The organism is Aridibaculum aurantiacum (genome assembly GCF_017355875.1).
Classification (GTDB): Bacteria; Bacteroidota; Bacteroidia; order Chitinophagales; family Chitinophagaceae; genus Segetibacter; species Segetibacter aurantiacus.
In genome coordinates, this window is record NZ_JAFEWC010000003.1 from 177,349 (window position 1) to 196,083 (window position 18,735).

At 43.0% G+C, this 18,735-nt stretch carries 11 protein-coding genes and 1 pseudogene; all 12 read left to right on the plus strand.

Translation table 11 applies throughout. The features are described 5' to 3' along the window. The first annotated feature begins 35 nt into the window (after nt 1–35). The 12 genes and pseudogenes from J4N22_RS14595 to J4N22_RS14650 all read left to right on the plus strand — a co-directional run bounded on the left by J4N22_RS14595 (nt 36) and on the right by J4N22_RS14650 (nt 18,699). On the plus strand, nt 36–1,796 hold the full coding sequence (locus J4N22_RS14595) for a glycoside hydrolase family 3 protein (protein WP_207495747.1): 1,761 nt from the start codon (nt 36–38) through the stop codon (nt 1,794–1,796). A 3-nt stretch (nt 1,797–1,799) separates the two neighbouring features. After that, entirely contained in the window at nt 1,800–3,788 is a 1,989-nt protein-coding gene (locus J4N22_RS14600; RefSeq protein ID WP_207495749.1) for a sialate O-acetylesterase, read from the plus strand. 331 nt (nt 3,789–4,119) lie between these two features. After that, nucleotides 4,120–4,863, plus strand: a complete 744-nt coding sequence (locus J4N22_RS14605; RefSeq protein WP_207495751.1) for a TonB-dependent receptor plug domain-containing protein — start codon at nt 4,120–4,122, stop codon at nt 4,861–4,863. 12 nt (nt 4,864–4,875) lie between these two features. Next, a pseudogene (locus tag J4N22_RS14610) lies at nt 4,876–7,494 on the plus strand (SusC/RagA family TonB-linked outer membrane protein); the annotation flags it as partial. Nucleotides 7,495–7,513: 19 nt separating this feature from the next. Further along, nucleotides 7,514–9,427, plus strand: a complete 1,914-nt coding sequence (locus J4N22_RS14615) for a RagB/SusD family nutrient uptake outer membrane protein (RefSeq protein WP_207495753.1) — start codon at nt 7,514–7,516, stop codon at nt 9,425–9,427. Between the two features lie 25 nt (nt 9,428–9,452). Further along, on the plus strand, nt 9,453–10,487 hold the full coding sequence (locus J4N22_RS14620; protein ID WP_207495755.1) for a DUF5017 domain-containing protein: 1,035 nt from the start codon (nt 9,453–9,455) through the stop codon (nt 10,485–10,487). Between the two features lie 106 nt (nt 10,488–10,593). Beyond that, nucleotides 10,594–13,635 carry a T9SS type A sorting domain-containing protein gene (locus J4N22_RS14625; protein ID WP_207495757.1) on the plus strand — a complete coding sequence of 1,014 codons (3,042 nt, stop codon included), beginning with the start codon at nt 10,594–10,596 and terminating at the stop codon, nt 13,633–13,635. 19 nt (nt 13,636–13,654) lie between these two features. Next, a complete protein-coding gene (locus J4N22_RS14630) occupies nt 13,655–14,305 on the plus strand; it encodes a GDSL-type esterase/lipase family protein (protein ID WP_207495759.1) in 651 nt (216 codons plus the stop codon). Next, the gene (locus tag J4N22_RS14635) at nt 14,302–16,497 is read left to right on the plus strand and encodes a right-handed parallel beta-helix repeat-containing protein (RefSeq protein WP_207495761.1); all 2,196 of its coding nucleotides are present in this window, start codon (nt 14,302–14,304) and stop codon (nt 16,495–16,497) included. Before J4N22_RS14630 ends, J4N22_RS14635 begins: the two co-directional genes overlap by 4 nt. Nucleotides 16,498–16,530: 33 nt before the next feature. After that, nucleotides 16,531–17,733: an L-fucose:H+ symporter permease gene (fucP, locus tag J4N22_RS14640; protein ID WP_207495762.1), complete on the plus strand. Its 1,203-nt coding sequence runs from the start codon at nt 16,531–16,533 to the stop codon at nt 17,731–17,733. After that, entirely contained in the window at nt 17,730–18,086 is a 357-nt protein-coding gene (locus J4N22_RS14645) for an L-rhamnose mutarotase (protein ID WP_207495763.1), read from the plus strand. The genes fucP and J4N22_RS14645 overlap by 4 nt, the downstream gene beginning before the upstream one ends. Before the next feature lie 217 nt (nt 18,087–18,303). Next, nucleotides 18,304–18,699, plus strand: a complete 396-nt coding sequence (locus J4N22_RS14650) for an HYC_CC_PP family protein (RefSeq protein ID WP_207495764.1) — start codon at nt 18,304–18,306, stop codon at nt 18,697–18,699. Nucleotides 18,700–18,735: the final 36 nt, after the last annotated feature.

An 18,735-nucleotide genomic window follows, 5' to 3' on the forward strand; every position in this document is an offset into this window, starting at 1 on the left:
ACACGCTAATACGCCATAAAAAAAACGAACTGAAAATGAAACGACCTTTTTTACTAATGCTATCACTATGCCTTGTAGTTACAGGCACACGTGTTAGTGCACAATACGATGCAGGTGCCGACGGCTGGAAAAAGCTGTCGCTCCGCGAAAAGATAGGCCAGACTATGCTGATGCTTCCTGACAACAAGAAGGAGCTGGAGCTGGGCGGCGGCTCGTTGCAAGGCTTCTTTAAGCGCTATCCAGTCACTGGTTTTTTCATGGGCTGGAAGTTGTTTGTAGGAGTAAAAGAAGAAAATAAAGTAGCGCACCTTCGCAAGTCGGTTCATACGTACCAGCAAGCCAGCAGGATGCCGCTGTTATTTCAGCAGGATTATGAAAATGGTATTGCCTTACCGGGCATGACTACTCTGCCACGCGAAATGGCTTTAGGCGCCGCTAACTCTACCGACCTGATGTATAAATATGGAAAGAGTTTGGCCAGTGAAGCAAGATCATTGGGTATAGAATGGGTGCTGCACCCGGTGGCTGATCTAAACATCAACCCAATGAACCCGATCGTAAACGTGCGTGGCATTTCTGACGATCCGGACAAAGCCATCAGGCTGTTGAGTAAGCAAATAAAGGGACTGCAGGATAATGGCGTTGCTGCTACAATCAAGCACTTTCCTGGTGATGGTGCCGACTACCGCGACCAGCACCTTACTACCAGCACCAACAATCTTACATGGGATGAATGGAATAAGTATCACGGGAAAGTTTTCCAAGCATTAATTGACAGTGGTGTGGCTTCTATTATGCCAGGTCATATCACTTTGCCTTCCTATCAAAAAGAGAAGATCAACGGTTTTTATCCTCCGGCTACTTTATCAAAAGAACTGCTGACAGATCTTTTGAAAAAGAAGATGGGTTTTGATGGAGTCATTGTTTCTGATGCAATGACAATGGGTGGATTTAGAGGCTGGTACAACAACCAGCTGGAAGGCGAAGTAGCCAGTTTTGCAGCAGGCGTTGATGTTTTGCTGTGGCCTTCATACGAGTTCATGGATACTTTGGAAGCACGCATCAGGCGCAACGAAATACCGATGGAAAGGCTGGATGATGCAGTAAGCCGCATCTGGAAAATGAAGAGCCGCTTTGGGCTGCTAAAACCAAATCGCGTCTTGGTAAAAGACATGACCGATGCGGAAAAAGCATTCTCTCGTGAAACTGCAAAAAATATTTGCGAAAGCGCTGTTACCCTTGTGCGAGACAGGGAGAATATGCTGCCATTGAACCCACAGAAAACAAAGAAAATATTGATCGTAGGCGTTACACCACAAAGCAGGAAAGGTGGAGATGGTGGATTGGCAGCATTGAAATCACTTCAGCAGGAGTTGGGAAATAAAGGTTTTGAAGTTGATTTTCAACACGACCTGCTTTACGAGAACCAGGGATGGGAAGAGCATGTTTCTGCGAAATACGATAAGATCATTTTTGCTTTTGTACGTATACCACATGCACCTTTTGGTCCGTTGCAATTGTGGGACGACCAGGCGCAAACGGCGTGGGCCATCAATTCGATGCCTAAAGACAAGGTGATGGTGATTTCTTTTGGCAGTCCATACCTCGCAAATGAATATTTTGAGCGGGTAAATACTTGTATCAATGCATATTCTAATAACCCGGAAATGCATGCAGCGGTGGTGCGGGTGATGATGGGTGAGATACCTGCAAGAGGTACTTCTCCTGTAGACCTGGGCAACGATGCGCTGCACAAGTACAAGTTTATTAACACCAGCGACCCTTACAAGCCTTAAAAGATGACCAGGTTTCTCTTTATCTGCCTACTTTTTTTGCAGCATTCACTGCATGCGCAGGTGCGCCTGCCAAAGTATTATGCAGATCATATGATACTGCAGCGCGACCGGCCGATGCCGATAATAGGTTGGGCTGCGCCGGGAAATACAATAGAGGTTTCTTTCAATAACAAAAGTTATAAAGCGACTGCAACTGCTGACAGTTCGTGGAAAGCAGTGTTGCCTAAGACAAAAGCAGGCGGGCCTTATACCATCAGTGTTTCAGCAAATGGAGTAACTAAAACCTTTTCTGATGTGTACTTTGGCGATGTATGGTTGTGCGGCGGGCAAAGCAATATGAACTATCGCATGCGCACCATTAAGAACCGGGATGAAGAATTGAAAGATGCAGATTACCCACTGATACGCCAACTGAACATTGACCAGGTAGCTGCTGAATATCCACAGCAGGACATTGTTAAAGGGCAGTGGGTGCCGGCGAGCAGCAAAACCATAGATGCTTTTACTGCGGTAGGTTTTCAGTTTGCCAAAGAAGTATACAAGCACGAGAAGGTGCCGATCGGTATCATTCATGCATCGTGGGGTGGCTCGCCTATACAGGCGTGGATGAGTGCAGCCGACCTGCAGGATTTCCCTAATGAAATAAAGAAGATCAATAGAATTCACCCGGGTTTTATTGCTGCGCAACGCAAGCAGGATAGCATCAACCTGGTTCAATGGGAGAAGAATATTTATGCTGCGTCGGCTTTTGTGTCTCCTGCTAAACAATTGCAAAAGGATCCTTCCTTTTTTGCAGATGCGGGTTGGAAGCAGATTGTAGTTCCAGGTTACCTGCAAGACCAGGACATAAAAGTGAAGAAAGGGATAAGCTGGTTTAAGAGAAACTTCCATGTTGAGCCAGCTTTTCTGCAAGACACTATTGCGGCTAATTTCGGTCGCATCAATTTTGCCAGCGCGTTCTTCATCAATGGCAACTATATTGGCTCGCAGCTAAATCCTTACTACAACGCCAGCTTCAAGTTTCCTGCACAATACCTGCACGCTGGCGACAATGAGATCATTGTCTTGTGTTTCAACGAAAGTGAGAGCACAGGTTTTCGTCCTGTTTCCAAACCACACCTAAGATCAGGAGCCAGCCAGGTAGAACTAAGCGGTAACTGGCTTTTCAGGCAAGGAAAAACTTTTGATACTGCCGGCGCTATGGGACCAATGAATGCTGTGGATTTTGTGAATTCATATCCTACGCTTGCTTTTAATGCTATGATACATCCGCTGCGGCAGTACCCTGTAAAAGGTTTTTTGTGGTACCAGGGTGAAGGAAATACAGGTGCAGAAGAAAGTATGCTGTATGAAAACATGCTTACGCGCCTCATTGGCCGCTGGCGCCAAATGTGGGGCAATGACAAACTGCCTTTCCTAATGGTGCAGATTTCCAGCTATGGTGCTGTAAAAAAAGAACCTGTAGCTACAGGCTGGCCGGTAGTGCAGGAAGCGCAGGCAAATATTGCGCGTACAATTCCTAATACCGGCATTGCTATCACCAACGATGTAGGCAATGCCATAGATGTACACCCCGATGACAAGCAAACGGTTGGTAAAAGATTAGCTGCTGTGGCGCTCAATAAAGTTTATGGTCACAAAAAAATGGTTGCTGCCGGTCCTACCTACCACCAGATGGAGATCAAAGACGGCAAAGCGATCTTGTCTTTCAAGAACATTGGTTCGGGGATAGTTTCGAAAACCGGAACAGGCAGCCTCCGCTCTTTTGCAATAGCGGGTGCTGATAATAGGTTTTACAGGGCCGAAGCGGTAATTAGCGGCAACAAAGTAATCGTCAGCAGCAATAAAGTGCCTGCGCCTTTACATGTTCGTTATGCCTTTGAGAATACACCACCAGCTTTTGACTTTTATAATAAAGAAGGATTTCCGGCTGTGCCTTTTCGCACCGACAAGTTGCAGGACTTCCTCGTAAAAAAATCTGATGAACAATAGCTAATCAGCTGAAAAATAGCTGTTGTAGCCGAAAATGAAACATTTTAAAAGGTAGATGCAACATAACAACACCTCTTTTTTTGGATTTGAGACCACTTTAGTGCTCGGATTGCCAAACAAAACAAACTTCTAATTCTAACGATTATGCCAGTTTCCATTTACCCTTTGGGTACATTATCCTCCTCCCGGGCCTGCTACAGGCTTCAAGCTTTACCCACTCCAGGAAAGGCAGGAAACAACTTCCCATTTCCAATAAAAAGATTTTCCTGTTAATACACCTAAACAAACCTTATCACCGGGTATGCCGGCTAATGATCTAAACAACTGCTGTATGAAAAAACTCAATGCACGTGGACGAATACTCAACAGAGTTGCCATTCTTCTACAACCAAACATGCTCTTAAAGGTCTTACTACTCATCCTGGTAGTAGCACCAGTATTTTCTTTTGCCCAACTGCAATCTGTGGCAGGTATTGTAAGAGACGAAGATGGTAAGCCAGTAAGTGGCGTTTCCGTAACTGTTAAGTCTGCCAACCGCGGAACTTCTACTGATGAAACCGGTAGATACACACTGGAACTAAGGGATCCACGGGCTGTACTTGTATTTAGTAATGTAGGATATGAAGCTCGTGAAGTAAGTGTTGCCGGGAAAGCAGTTGTAGACGTAGTGCTGAAACGGACACTATCTTCTTTGGATGACGTGGTAGTAGTGGGTTACGGTACTACCAAAAGAAGAGACCTGATAGGCTCTGTTGGTAAAGCCAACGTAGAAGATATGAAGAAGGCGCCGGTGCCTTCGTTCGACCAGATGCTGGCAGGTAGAATAGCGGGTGTTACCGTGAGCCCTGTAGATGGACAGCCAGGTGGTGCTGCTTCTATATCTATAAGAGGAAGTTCAGTAAGCCAGGAAACTTCGCCATTATTTGTAATTGATGGTTTTCCTGTAGAGAACATGGACATTAATTCCATCAATCCAAACGATATTGAATCTTTTGAAGTACTGAAAGATCCTTCTTCAATAGCTATCTATGGTTCAAGAGGTGGTAACGGTGTTATCCTCATCACTACTAAATAAGGTAAGGCCGGTCCTCCAAAGCTTTCTTACAACTTTTCTTATGGTATCCAAAAAGATATCAGGCGTGTGAAAATGATGAACGCTTACGAGTTTGTAAAGCTTCAGTTGGAGCTGGATAGCCTGGCAGGTACTGCTGGTGTTCCTAGCCGTCGCTTTCATGATATCTATTTAGATCCTGCAAAAGGAATAGACCTAGAGTCGTATAGAACAGCTAAAACACTTGACTGGCAGGATATGCTGTTGCAGACAGGTGCAGTACAAATACATTCCGTTTCTCTTTCTGGTGGAAATGCAGACACGCGATATTCTTTATCCGGTGGATTTTACAACCAGAGAGGCATCATCCTGAACACAGGCATGAAGCGTTATGATGGTCGTTTCTCACTTGATCAGAAACTAGGTAAGAACCTGAGAGGTGGTGTAAGTGCAAGTTTCTCCAGCACGCCTGCTTATGGTACTGTAGCTGCTACTACCAATAATGGTGGCGTGGTGCAGGGCATGTGGCAGTACAGGCCAACCACTGGTTTGTCAAACCAGGATGTTGCCAATAACCTTTTTGATAGTACGGCAATGCTAGAGTTTTACAACGGTAACTCTTCAGTGTCATTGGGCGACAACCTGATCAACCCGCTAAAGCAGGCTGAAAATGAACATAGAAAAACAACTACCAATACTGGTTTTGTAAATGCTTACCTGGATTATGCATTCCTACGGAAGTTTAGGGTAAGATTGACAGGTGGATACAATTCAACCACTGTTTCGCTTGAGCAATTTTATAACTCGCAAACACAACAAGGTAACTTGTTTAAAAACGCTGCAGGAGCTACACCTAATACTGCTGGTATCAATGGTTCCATAGCTACTTCACTTGCGCAATCTTATTCTACATCCAATACCATTACTTACAACAATACTTTTAGTAAGAACCATAATGTAGATGGGCTTGCAGGTTTTGAATACCAGTACGCACAGCAGCAGTCTACTTCACTTCGTTCTGTAAATATTCCACAGGCGAGTGAATACCTGGGTATACTGGCGCTTGGTTCTGGTACACCTGCACAGGCATCAAGAGGTCGTACACATAACCAAACTGCATCCTTCTTCGGAAGAGTGAACTATAACTTTGCCCGTAAATATTACCTGACTGGTGCGTTACGTACAGATGGTTCATCTCGCTTTGCAGCAGGCAACCAGTGGGGTTACTTCCCATCGGGTGGTGCAGCATGGACTTTCTCTGAAGAGAAATTCATGCAAAAGCTAAAGCCAATCATCAGTTATGCAAAGCTGCGCGTGAGCTATGGTAGCACCGGTAACAACCGTGTAGGTGATTTTAGTTACTCTGCCCAGTTAACAGGTATCACCAACAACTCTGGCTATGCCTGGAATAATGTAGCTGTAGGTGGTATCATGCCTTTCTTCTATGGCAACAGCGCCCTTACATGGGAGAAAACAACTGGTTTTGATTATGGATTGAACCTGGAATTCCTTCAAGGAAGAATATCAGTAGACGCTGTTTATTACAGGAAAAAGACCACAGACTTCCTGATGGGTGTAAGGCTGCCTTTCAGTGCAGGTTATCCTAATGGAGCAAACTCTCAATATCAAAATACAGGAGCTATTGCAAATAATGGTTTCGAGTTTACGCTTAACACCACCAATGTAAAAACAAAGAACTTTAGCTGGAATTCAAACTTCAATATCAGCACTAACAGGAGCCAGATACTTGACTTCTACAGTGGATTGGAATCTATACAAACAGCATGGGGTCTTTCTGGTAATGCAAACGCATGGATAAGTAAAGTAGGCGGACCATTATCACAGTTCTATGGCTTCCAATGGGGCGGTGTTTACCAGTTCAGCGATTTTGATCAACTGGCCAACGGTAACTACCAGGTGAAGCCAAATGTTCCTACTTATTCAGCCAATGTTCGCCCGGGCGATCCTAAATATGTAGACCTTAATAATGATGGTGTGGTAGATGCAAACGATCGTACAACTTTGGGTAGTCCACTGCCTATTCATACTGGTGGTTTCTCTAACAACTTCACGTATAAGAACTGGTCGCTAAATGTATTTGCACAATGGAGCTATGGTAACGAAATACTGAACGCCAACAGGGTAGTTTTTGAAAGCACTGGAGGTTATAATTTGAACTTCAATCAATTTGCTTCTTATGCTAATCGTTGGACACCAAATAATCCTACCAATGATATTCCTGCGGCTCGTTTCAATATGAAAGGTGATGTAGGAAGTGCTAGTCCAAGAGTTTCTTCACGGATAATAGAAGATGGTTCTTTCTTAAGATTGAAAACAGTTTCATTGGGATATAATCTGCCAGCTTCAGCGCTTAAGAAGATCCACATGTCAAACTTAAGATTACATGTGTCTGCTCAAAACCTGCTGACATTAACCAGGTATACAGGACAAGATCCGGAGGTGAATACTTACCGCGCATCAAACCCAGCCAACTCTCCATTCGGAGGAACGTTTGTAGGTAGTTCAACCAGTGGTGGTGCAGGCTACACCTTTGTTCAGCCAAGTAGTGGATATACAGCATTGGCCGGTGGATACGATTATACACCTTATCCAAGAGCATTTGTACTAACGTTTGGCCTAAATGCTAACTTCTAATCTTCTAACAATTATCGCCATGAAAATAAATTTCAGATATATACTCTCCCTCTCGCTAATCATACTTACAGCAGGTGCTTGTAAGAGAGATCTTACGCTGAGCCCGGCTAATTACCCTACTTCTTTTACCGACGAAACGCAGCTGGTACACCAGCTTGCTGCTACCTACGGGCCACTGCAGCAAGATGCATTGTATGGCCAGGGTTTGTGGGGCTACCTGGAAGCAGGCGCTGATGAATCTTTCAGAAGTGGTATCAATGCTTCTACTGTGTTTACAGAATTGTACAACATCAGTGCAGCGGAAACAAACGTTAGTAACATCTGGCGCCAGTTGTATGTAGGCATCGAAAGAGCAAACGTAATACTGGATGCAGGTTCAAGATTTGAAATGGATGAAGCTAAAAAAGCGAACATTCTTGGACAGGCAAAATTCCTGCGTGCTTACTATTACTACTTATTGGTAACACGTTTCGGAGGTGTAGAAGGTGTGCCTTTTAAGAAACAACTTTCTACTGAAATGGGCACCAACTTCAATGTGCCACGCACTTCATCTAGAGAGATTTATGAGTACATCATAAAAGAAATGACAGAGGCAGAAGGTATGGTTCCTTCTATCAATGCGCCACAACAATGGCAGTCTGCTACCCCTACACCAACTGTTGTAAGCAAGACTGCTGTGCAGGCTATTCTTGCACGTGTATGCTTAGCAATGGCTGGTAATCCTATCAATGATCTGTCTAAATATCCACTGGCGCTTTCATGGGCTCAGAAGGTGATCACTTCAAATGAGCACGCGTTGAATTCTACATCATTGGTAAATGGTACACCTGCGTATGCACGGTTGTTCATCAACAATATGCAGAACAACATGAACGACAGGAATACAACTGAAGGAATATGGGATGCTGCTTTTTTATCTAAATCAAATGCTACCGGTGCTTATGCTAATACTGGTTTTGTAGTAACGCAGCAGCTGGGTGCTATCATGGGTATTTACAATTCTGATGCTTCTGCAACATCCCCTAATGGATTTGGTTCAGGCATTTACCGCGTTCATAATAAGCTGTATCGTTTGTATGGTTCCGGCGACCAGCGCAGAGACTGGGCAATTGCGCCATATGTTTTCAAAAACAACAGTAAGTACAACACACTTACTGTAAACATAACTGGCGGTGGTGGTACGGGCGCTACAGCTACTGCTTATACCAATAGAACGGGTGGTATCACGTCTGTAGTTATTGATAATCCTGGTACAGGATATACAAGTGCACCAACAATTACTTTTACTGGTTATGCTACATCGGCCACTGTGGCTACAGTAGGTACCGGTGCCACAGCAACTGCTACCGTAGCTGGTGGAAAACTAACAGCTATTAACGTAACAGCAGCGGGTGCTAATTATCCTACTGCATACGACAGGTGTGTTGGTAAATGGAGAAGGGAATATGAAGTGAGTGTTCCTCCTGTAAGACTACAGAATAATACATCTTCCAACTTCCCAATCATTCGTTATTCAGATGTACTGCTAATGGCTGCAGAGGCAGATATGAAAGTAAATGGTTCACCAAGTGCTACTGCTGTTAACTACTACAACATGGTAAGAAGAAGAGCATATGGTCTTAATCCTACAGCGCCTGCACCTTCTGTTGATGTATCTACTTTCACCTTCCAGGACCTAATGGATGAAAGAAGCCGTGAACTATGTTTTGAAGGTGTAAGAAGACAAGATCTTATCAGGTGGAATATGATGTCGACTGCTATGGAAGCAATACAGAACGATGTAAGTGCAAACGCACCAACCACGTATACTTTTGCTGCATCAGCTGCTGCTAATAATTTTCTTCGCAATCCACAGCGTTATGTATTGCTGCCTATTCCTGCCAATTTCGAACTGGCACAAAACGCAGCCATCACTCAAAACTTTGGTTGGTAATTTCTAACACCCTAATGATCTTCATATGAAAAAGAAATATCTCAATATAGGCTTGTCTATAGCAGTTGTGGCTACTATGACTGCATGTACAAAATACGATGCGCTTGTTGCGCCGGATGATTTCCAGGTAACAACAGAAAAAACAACTTACAAGGTAGGAGACAGTGTGATCTTCAACTTTAACACAGGACCAAACCAGATCACTTTCTATTCGGGTGAAATGGGAAAACGGTACGAGAACCGCGAAAGAACAATGATGGCCGGCAATCCGAAGCTGGTGTTTCAAACTTCTATGCAGCAAGGATTATTAGCTAATCCTGATTCACTACAGTTGCTTGTTTCTACCAACTTGCGCGGGTATGATTCAGCCAATATTGTAAATGCTACCTGGACGAACATAACTAGCAGGAACACCAAGTGGCCTACAACACTTGCTACCACTTATGTTACATCAGATTCTATCAGCCTTGCAGATTTCAATGATGCTTCTTCTGTACATATCGCCTTCAGGGTAAAGAATAACAAGTATGCTACATCAGCACAGCGTAAATGGAATGTTCAGAACTTAAACCTGACCAACTTTTTACCAGATGGTACCAATAGCTTCCTGTTCAACAATTTTGCAAATACAGGATGGGTGCAGGCAAGTTTGAAAAACAATTCAACACCTGGCTTCATGGCATGGAATGTAGGCGAGGGAGGATTTTCATCCAGCAATAATTCTGTAAATAGCCATGGTATTACTATACGTTCTGCTTATCCTATAACATTCGATCCAGGTACAGCTACCAATGTAGATGAAAACGATGACTGGCTGATCACTTCACCGGTTGATTTAAAAACGGTTCGTAGAGATGTTGGTGTAACAATCAAGAATGACATCAATGGTGCATTCAATGGCTTTACATATGTATACAACAATGAGCCCGGCATCTATGCTAAATACCTTTACTTTTTCAGAACACCGGGTGTATACAACGTAACGTTTGTCGCAGGAAATTACAACAACGACAAACAACACCAGGTGGTTAAACATCTGCAGTTGACCATTACTCCATAGTACTTTCTTTCCTCAATTTTATTCTACTGCCAGCGCTAGAAATAGGGCAGCTGGCAGTACTATGTCCTTATTGGTTGCATAATCTTCAAACGATCACAATCTTGTCATGAGAAAAATTTTATTTCTATCACTGTTGTTCGTGGCTACTACGTCGTTTAGCCAGGTCACTTATTATCTTTCTGCATCTGGTGATGATGCAAATTCCGGCACCTCTGCAGCCGCTCCCTGGAAAACAATCAGCAAGCTTAATAGCATGATGAACACGATTGTGGCTGGAGATACTATTCGTTTCAAAAGAGGTGATGCATTTGTAGGAGAGATATTACCAGTTAATTCAGGAACAGCCTCTGCTAAAATTGTGTATGATGCTTATGGTACGGGTGATGCCCCGGTGATAAATGCTGCTGCTGTTATTTCTAACTGGACGGTACACAGCAGTAATATTTGGGTTGCTGATTACACCGGTACATTAGCATCCTTGAATAACTTTTTCATCAATGATGCTTCGCAGCAAATAGGTCGTTTTCCTAATGCAGATTCTGCCAATGAAGGATACAGGCGTATACAACGTGGTACCGGCAATTCACTATTAATAGACAACCAATTGATGGGTCAGAACTGGACAGGTGCTACAGCTGTTGTAAGAGTGAATTTGTTCTTGCTACAGCGTCCTACCATCCAGTTGCACCGCAATGATTCATTAACATTCGTTTCGCCGGGTGTAGGTAATTACACCATCAATACGGGTTATGGCTACTTTATTCAAAATCATATAGGCACGCTCGATCAACAAGGAGAATGGTATTTTGACCGGACAGCAAAGAAGCTTTATATCTATTCCAGCTCTGATCCTAATAACTTGAAGACGGAAGTTCCTGTTGCGGCCAATTGCTTTTTTGCCAGTGGCATCAGTCACTTCAGCATTCAAAACCTTGCCTTTAGGAATAGCAATGAAAACGCCATCAGGATAGACAGTACAGCGGGAATGACAACTACAGGTATAGACATCACCAATTGTTCTTTTGAAAACAACCACAATGCTATTTTGGTTAACCGTGCTTCTGTTGTTAATATATCCAACAACTTTATTACCAACACCAACAACAACGCCATCTTCATTACAGCCCGCAACTACCAGGTAACCGGTAACACGATTACGCGTACTGCACTGCGGGCAGGAATGGGTGAGCAAGCCAACAACCAATACAATGCGATCAATTTTGTTGGTAGTGATGCTATAGCAGCCAACAATATTATTGACAGTGTTGGCTACTGCGGTATCCGGTTCGAAGGCAGCAGGCTGAAAGTAATGAACAACCAGGTTTCAAGATTTGCCATGGTAAAAGCCGATGTTGGTGGCATATATACTTTCAAGGGTTTTGCTCCCACAGTTTATGGTTATGGTAATAACGAAATAACAGGTAACATTATACGTGATGCTTACCCAAATATCTATGGAGTAAACTCAGGTGCAGTGAATAGCAATTATTCCTGCGGTATCTACATGGACAACAGCAGTAGCGGCAATCTTATAGAAGGAAATACTGTATACAATATCATGTCCGCTGGTTTGATGATGAACATCACCACCAGCAACCATACGGTGCGGAACAATACTTTCTTCAATAACCAATATGGCTTTGGTTATTTTCCTGACAACACAACTACGTCAAAGAACCACAGGATAATTAGCAATATCTTTTACCAGAAGCAATTGTTTCAGCAGGGCGGACTGGTACAAACGGGAAACAAAACCTTCATGACAACGATAGGTACTATTGATAGTAATTACTACCGCCACCCGTTTGAAGAAGACTCAGCTTTTGTACAAACATCGTCTACCAGCTTTACACCCCGCATCACAGATGGTTTGGCTATAGGTAATTGGCGCAAGCTTGGCTATGACGAAAATGGTAGCTATGAAAGCAATTACAAAGCACCCGTTACTGTTACTGCAATAGGAGCTAACAGGATCACCAACAGTAACAATAGCCAGTTTACTACAGGACTAACAGTAGGTACAACAGCATATACACTTACGCCGGCATCTGGTACCAATAGGCCCACCTGGGATAATCACAATGTACTTGATGGCGGTAGCATGATGCTGGATCTAGCTGATACAGCCGTATCTAAATCATCTCGTGCGCATATAACCATTGGTACGCTCAACTTCGGAAAATACTACAGGCTAAAGTTCAGCATGAAAGGCAATACAGATACTGCATATTTGAACATCGCTATTCTAGCAAATGCAAGTTCTACATTCGGTGTTACCAAGTTCAAAAGCGTTCCTGTGTCCACCAATAGAAAAGAAGTTGAATTATTGCTTTCTCCATATTACGACAACAACAACACTATACTTGCTTTCACACTCAATACACCCGCTAACAAGATCTGGTTGGATAACATACAGTTCAATGAACTGACGGTAACAGAAAATGATCCAGGAGATTTTGTTCGTTTTGAAGTGAATAATACGGCTACGCCAAAGGATGTTGATTTGGGTAGTGATGTGTATAAAGATGTAAAAGGCAATAGCTACTTCGGCACCGCAACTATAGCTCCTTTTAGTTCTCTTATCTTGGAAAAACAAGATCCTTCTACACTTCCTGTCTCTATCACAAGTTTTACAGGAACAACAGAAGATTGTGCAACTAAACTGCAATGGACCATTACTGGTGAAAAGAGTATAAAGCATTATGAAGTAGAGCAAAGTTTATCAGGCACAGCTTTCAAACAAGTAGCTGTTATAAAAGCAGGAGTAGGTGCAGGTGGTGCTTATAAGGCTACTTGCAAGCAACCAACAAGAGCAGCATATTACAGGCTAAAGATGGTTGACAACGATGGTAGCTATGCGTATAGCACAGTCATCAAAGTACAGAATAGCTGTATTGGAGGCGAGAGCATGCATGCTTATCCTAATCCTGTAAAAGATGTATTGAATATTTCTTACAATGCACTACTGGCAGGTAAAGCAATGCTTACAGTTATTGATGTGCATGGCAAAACAATGCTCATGGATAGCAAGTGGTTGCAAAGCGGTATGAACAACTTGTTCATTAATGCATCGTCTCTGCCAGCTGGTACTTACCTGCTGAGAGTGGTAACAGAACATAGTTCCCTGACAAGCACATTTATCAAGTAAATTGGCTGAACAAAATCACATGATCAACAAGATCCTAATTCTTTCTTTGCTGCTGCTACCAGTACTTGTTTTTGCGCAGGATCCATTGCGGTTCGAGAAGGAGATAAAGGTTTTCGAGAAAAACGATTCGATCAATGGTCCAAAGAAAAAAGTAAACCTGTTCATTGGTAGTTCTACCATACGCAGGTGGGATAATCTAGCTAATTATTTTCCTGGTGCAATGGTATTGAATAGGGGCTTCGGTGGCTCCCATACAAGTGATGCTATTCATTTTGCCGAACGCATAGTTGGTAAACATAAGCCAGTGCAGGTACTGGTGTATGAAGGTGATAATGACATAGCATCAGGTAAGCCGGTAGAGCAGGTTTATAATGATCTTATCACTTTCATCAGCGCATTAAGAACAATGCATAAAAAGGCGGTTATTACCTACATTGCTGTTAAGCCAAGTCCTGCACGAATGAAGTATTTGCCGCAGGTAAAAGAGCTGAATGAAAAGATGAAACAATATGCTTTAGCTAATAGGAAAATACAATATGCAGATGTCTTCACACCCATGTTGAATGAGCTGGGACGACCTATACCTTCTTTGTATGTTTCAGATAGCGTTCATCTTACTAAACAGGGATACGATGTGTGGGCACACGCGTTAAAAGGATATATAAAATGATATTGAAGAACTGGCCAGTCAGGAAGGAGAAAGTGCAGCATCATTATAAGCTGGTAATCATCAAGGCAATTGCTGCATGCCTGCTGCTAATGCTGCTAATGCCTCTTGGATCATTTGCTACTACATTTTATGTTTCTACAAAAGGAAATGATAATTGGTCAGGTACAATTGCAAAAGCCAACAGAACAAATACAGATGGTCCCTTTGCCACCGTACTGGCGGCACGTAATGCTATCCGTAAAATGAAAGCGCAGGGTCCTTTGCAGGAAGCTGTTGAAGTGCTCATAGAACCAGGCACCTACTACCTGAATGCTCCGCTTGTTTTTGAAACAGTGGATGCAGGTAGTAGTAGTGCACCTATTTTATATCGTTCAAAAGGAAAAGCAGTATTTATTGGAGGCATTCCTATAAAGAACTTTATGAATGAAAACGGCAGGTGGAAAGCTGATCTTTCAGGCATACTGCAAGCTGGTTTCAACTTTGAGCAATTGTACATTAATGGCTTTCGTGCTACACGTGCAAGAACACCTAATAAGGGATTTTATACGCCACAAAATGTAAAGGAAACAGTTATAGAAAAAGGTACTGGTCGTGTAGCAACCAGTGCATACCAACAGGTAAAACTTGGTGGCAAAAATGATAACTGGCTGATGGCGGTAACGCCGGAAGAGAAGAAGGATGTAGTGCTTACGTTTTACCACAAATGGGATAACACTCGTAAGTATATCAGCGATATCAATCTTGATGATACTTCACTAACCATCAGGGGCATGGGCATGAAACCTTGGAACCCGATCAATGATAAGAGTACCTATTTTGTAGAAAATTATGCAGCGGCACTCGATACCGCAGGTGAATGGTTCTATGATAAGAAAAGCAGGCTGCTGACATATATCCCTGCCGCAAACCAGGAACTAAAAAATGTTCAGGCATATGTGCCACTGCTGGAGCAACTGGTGATCATCAAAGGAACCAAAGATGCTACGGTTGCTAACCTATCATTCCAAAACCTGTCGTTCCAGGTTTCAGGTTATAAGATGTCTTATCCAGGCCAGGAGCCTGTGCAGGCAGCTGCACCAATTGAGGCTGCTATCATGGTCGATCATGCAGACAATATTTTATTCAGTGGATGCGAAATAAAAAATACCGGGGCCAATGCCATCTGGTTTAGGAACAACTGCTCAAACAGTGTGATTGAGAATAGCTACTTGTATGACCTGGGTGCTGGTGGAATAAAAATAGGAGCTACAAATATTCCTGACGATGCAACAGAACTGACCAACAATATAGTAGCCCGCAACAATATCATCCAATCAGGTGGACATGTGTTCCCATGTGCTGCAGGTGTTACTATTTTCAATGCTGCTGGTAATACTGTTTCGCATAATGATATAGCAGACCTGCGCTACAGTGGCATCTCTGTTGGTTGGATCTGGGGTTACAAACCAAGCCCAAGCATCAACAATACTATCGAGTACAACAATATTCATCATTTGGGTTGGGGTGAGTTGAGCGACATGGGAGGTATCTATACATTAGGTCCTTCTCCTGGCACTGTTATCCGAAACAACAAAGTGCATCATGTTTTTTCTTATACCTACGGTGGCTGGGGGATTTATACTGATGAAGGATCCAGCAATATCTTGATAGAAAATAACCTTGTTTACCGAACCAAGAGCGCCGGCTTTCACCAGCACTTTGGTAAAGAGAATATTATCAGGAACAACATTTTTGCTTTAGGGAACGAAGCGCAACTACAAGTGAGCCGCGCTGAGGAGCATCGCTCTTTTTCGCTTACCAACAACATCATATACTTTACCCGTGGCGAGCTGTATAAGAGCCATCCAAAAGAGCATTGGCTAAATGCTGATGTGCGTGTTGATTCAAATTGCTTTTTTGCTGCAGGAAGTGCAGTAGTTAAATACCCGGGTAAAACACCTGTTGAATGGCTTCAGAAGCAGCGGGATGTAAAATCTATCATGGGCGATCCACGTTTTGCTGATGCTGGTAAATATGATTTCAGGGTGAAGAACAAGCGCATCATGCAGCGCATCGGCTTCCAACCTTTTGACCATAGGGAAGCAGGTGTTTATGGAAGTAAGCAATGGAAGAAACGGGCGCAGATGCCACAACATCTTATCCAAGCTTTCAGTCAACTACTCGATGCTTCGCATCATGATTATACAGAATAACGATTGCTACCTGCTAACCATCACCAGCTCCATATGAAAAAGATAAACTTTATCATTCCTATCATTCTCGTTACTTCCCTGTTCTTTTTGTGGGGGTTATCGTATGGCTTGTTAGATGTACTGAACAAACATTTCCAGGATACGCTCAACATCAACAAGCAAAGTTCTACCTTATTACAAGCTGCTTATTTTGGAGCATATTTTTTAGTGGCACTGCCAGCAGGTATGCTTATGAACAAGCTCGGTTACAAGAAGGGAATCATCATCGGGCTTATCTTGTATGCAGTAGGTGCTGTTGCCTTTTATCCTTCGGCTGAGTCGCATAGTTTCTACCTGTTCTTGTTATCGTTGTTCATACTTGCTTCAGGGCTTACATTTTTAGAAACTGCTGCTAATCCTTACATCGTAAAGTTGGGAAGACCGGAGACATCTGCTGTCAGGCTCAACCTTGCTCAAAGCTTCAACGGCGTGGGCTCTTTTCTTGGACCTATCATTGGCGCTCAATTATTTTTTGGAGGAGCAGTGTTGGCCGACAATAGTGGTAGCCTTAATTCTGTAAAATATGTTTACGTACTTATTGCTGCCGTTGTGCTTATGGTTGCGCCTTTATTTTTTCGTACACCTATGCCCGACGTAAAAGAAGAGACAAGTAAACAAGCTCAGACTACAGATAGCAGGAAGCTTGTGCAACACAGGCATTTTGTACTGGCTGTATTCACGCAATTTTTTTATGTAGCTGCGCAAATTGGTATTGCTGCACTCTTCATTAATTATTGTACAGAAAAAGGTTTAGGCATCACTGATGAACGTGCTTCATACCTGCTCTCGGCAAGCCTTGTTCTTTTTACAATTGGACGTTTTGCGGGTACAGCCATTATGAAGGTGGTGCCGCCACAGAAGCTGCTGGCTATATATGCTGTAGCAAACATCATCTTATGTGCTTGTGTTATCTGGCTGCATGGTATGATCTCTGTTTATGCTTTGATGGCTATTTTCTTTTTTGAGTCCATCATGTTTCCGACCATTTTCGCGCTGGGTATAAAAGACCTGGGTTCCTTAACTAAGAAAGGTTCTTCATTCATCATCATGTCTATAGCAGGAGGAGCTTTTGTGCCTTTTGCAATGGGCTCACTGGCCGAAGCATATTCTACACCTTTCTCTTACATCATACCACTTGGCTGTTTTATAGTGGTTTTCATATTTGCTATATCAGGATATAAACCAAAAACTGCATGATGCGCTACTGCTTTACACTCGATCTGAAAGATGATCCACAATTGATAAAAGAATACGAAGAGCACCATAAGCATGTGTGGCCTGAGGTGCTGTCAAACATTACAAGATCGGGTATACAGCAGATGCAGATCTACCGGCTTCACACCAGGCTGTTCATGATAATGGATGTACAAGATGGTTTTAGCTTTGAGTATAAAAGTACACTTGATAAAGCCAGTTCTAAGGTGCAGGAGTGGGAGCAACTTATGTGGAAATACCAGGAGCCATTGCCGCTGGCAAAACCTGGTGAAAAATGGATGCTGATGGAAAAGTTGTTTGACCTGGAAGAACAGGTGGTGACGAAGGAGGAATAAAAAGTTTTCTTCCTTGAGATTAATAGATGTTTCGGCTAGAGAAAAAATAGCAGCAATGACCGGCGGCGGAACCGTTCTAAATGTATAAAGACATCGGCTGACCCAATAACAAGCTGAAACGATTTGTGCATTAAAAACGTGCACTTGCTAATTCGGAAAAGGCTTCAAATTTTTTAGCACATTACAGTAAAAAAAGTAAATACCTTTGCTTCAGCTCATGAAGCGGTTCATCGTTCTCATATTATCTATTTTATATCTCGGCACATCTGTTGGCGCTACCTTCAACATGCATTACTGCATGGGTAAACTGGTAGACGTAAGTTTGTTTGCTGATGAAGGTGAAGATTGTTCTTCGTGTGGAATGGAGAAGGCAGAAAGCAACAATAGCTGTTGCAAAGACGAACACAAAGAGCTGAAGGTACAGGACGATCAAAAGATCACTCCTGGTTTTACATTCTTTCCTCTTCCTCCTGTAGCATATATACCTACAGGTTTTTCTGAACTTCCGGGACTGGTAGCTAATTCTGTAGAACTGGAGTTCCCTGTTAGCCATGCTCCGCCATTACAAGTTCACGATCAGCTTTACCTGCTCAATTGCAACTTCCGCATCTGATACCCTCACATTTAGAAGCACCTGGTCCAGGATGCC

Bases quoted from the DNA above. Each gene is read 5' to 3' on its own strand.
- J4N22_RS14625 (WP_207495757.1), top strand. From the start codon at position 10,594: ATGAGAAAAATTTTATTTCTATCACTGTTGTTCGTGGCTACTACGTCG.
- J4N22_RS14635 (WP_207495761.1), top strand. From the start codon at position 14,302: ATGATATTGAAGAACTGGCCAGTCAGGAAGGAGAAAGTGCAGCATCAT.
- J4N22_RS14595 (WP_207495747.1), top strand. From the start codon at position 36: ATGAAACGACCTTTTTTACTAATGCTATCACTATGCCTTGTAGTTACA.
- J4N22_RS14650 (WP_207495764.1), top strand. From the start codon at position 18,304: ATGAAGCGGTTCATCGTTCTCATATTATCTATTTTATATCTCGGCACA.
- J4N22_RS14645 (WP_207495763.1), top strand. From the start codon at position 17,730: ATGATGCGCTACTGCTTTACACTCGATCTGAAAGATGATCCACAATTG.
- J4N22_RS14620 (WP_207495755.1), top strand. From the start codon at position 9,453: ATGAAAAAGAAATATCTCAATATAGGCTTGTCTATAGCAGTTGTGGCT.
- J4N22_RS14600 (WP_207495749.1), top strand. From the start codon at position 1,800: ATGACCAGGTTTCTCTTTATCTGCCTACTTTTTTTGCAGCATTCACTG.
- J4N22_RS14605 (WP_207495751.1), top strand. From the start codon at position 4,120: ATGAAAAAACTCAATGCACGTGGACGAATACTCAACAGAGTTGCCATT.
- J4N22_RS14615 (WP_207495753.1), top strand. From the start codon at position 7,514: ATGAAAATAAATTTCAGATATATACTCTCCCTCTCGCTAATCATACTT.
- fucP (WP_207495762.1), top strand. From the start codon at position 16,531: ATGAAAAAGATAAACTTTATCATTCCTATCATTCTCGTTACTTCCCTG.
- J4N22_RS14630 (WP_207495759.1), top strand. From the start codon at position 13,655: ATGATCAACAAGATCCTAATTCTTTCTTTGCTGCTGCTACCAGTACTT.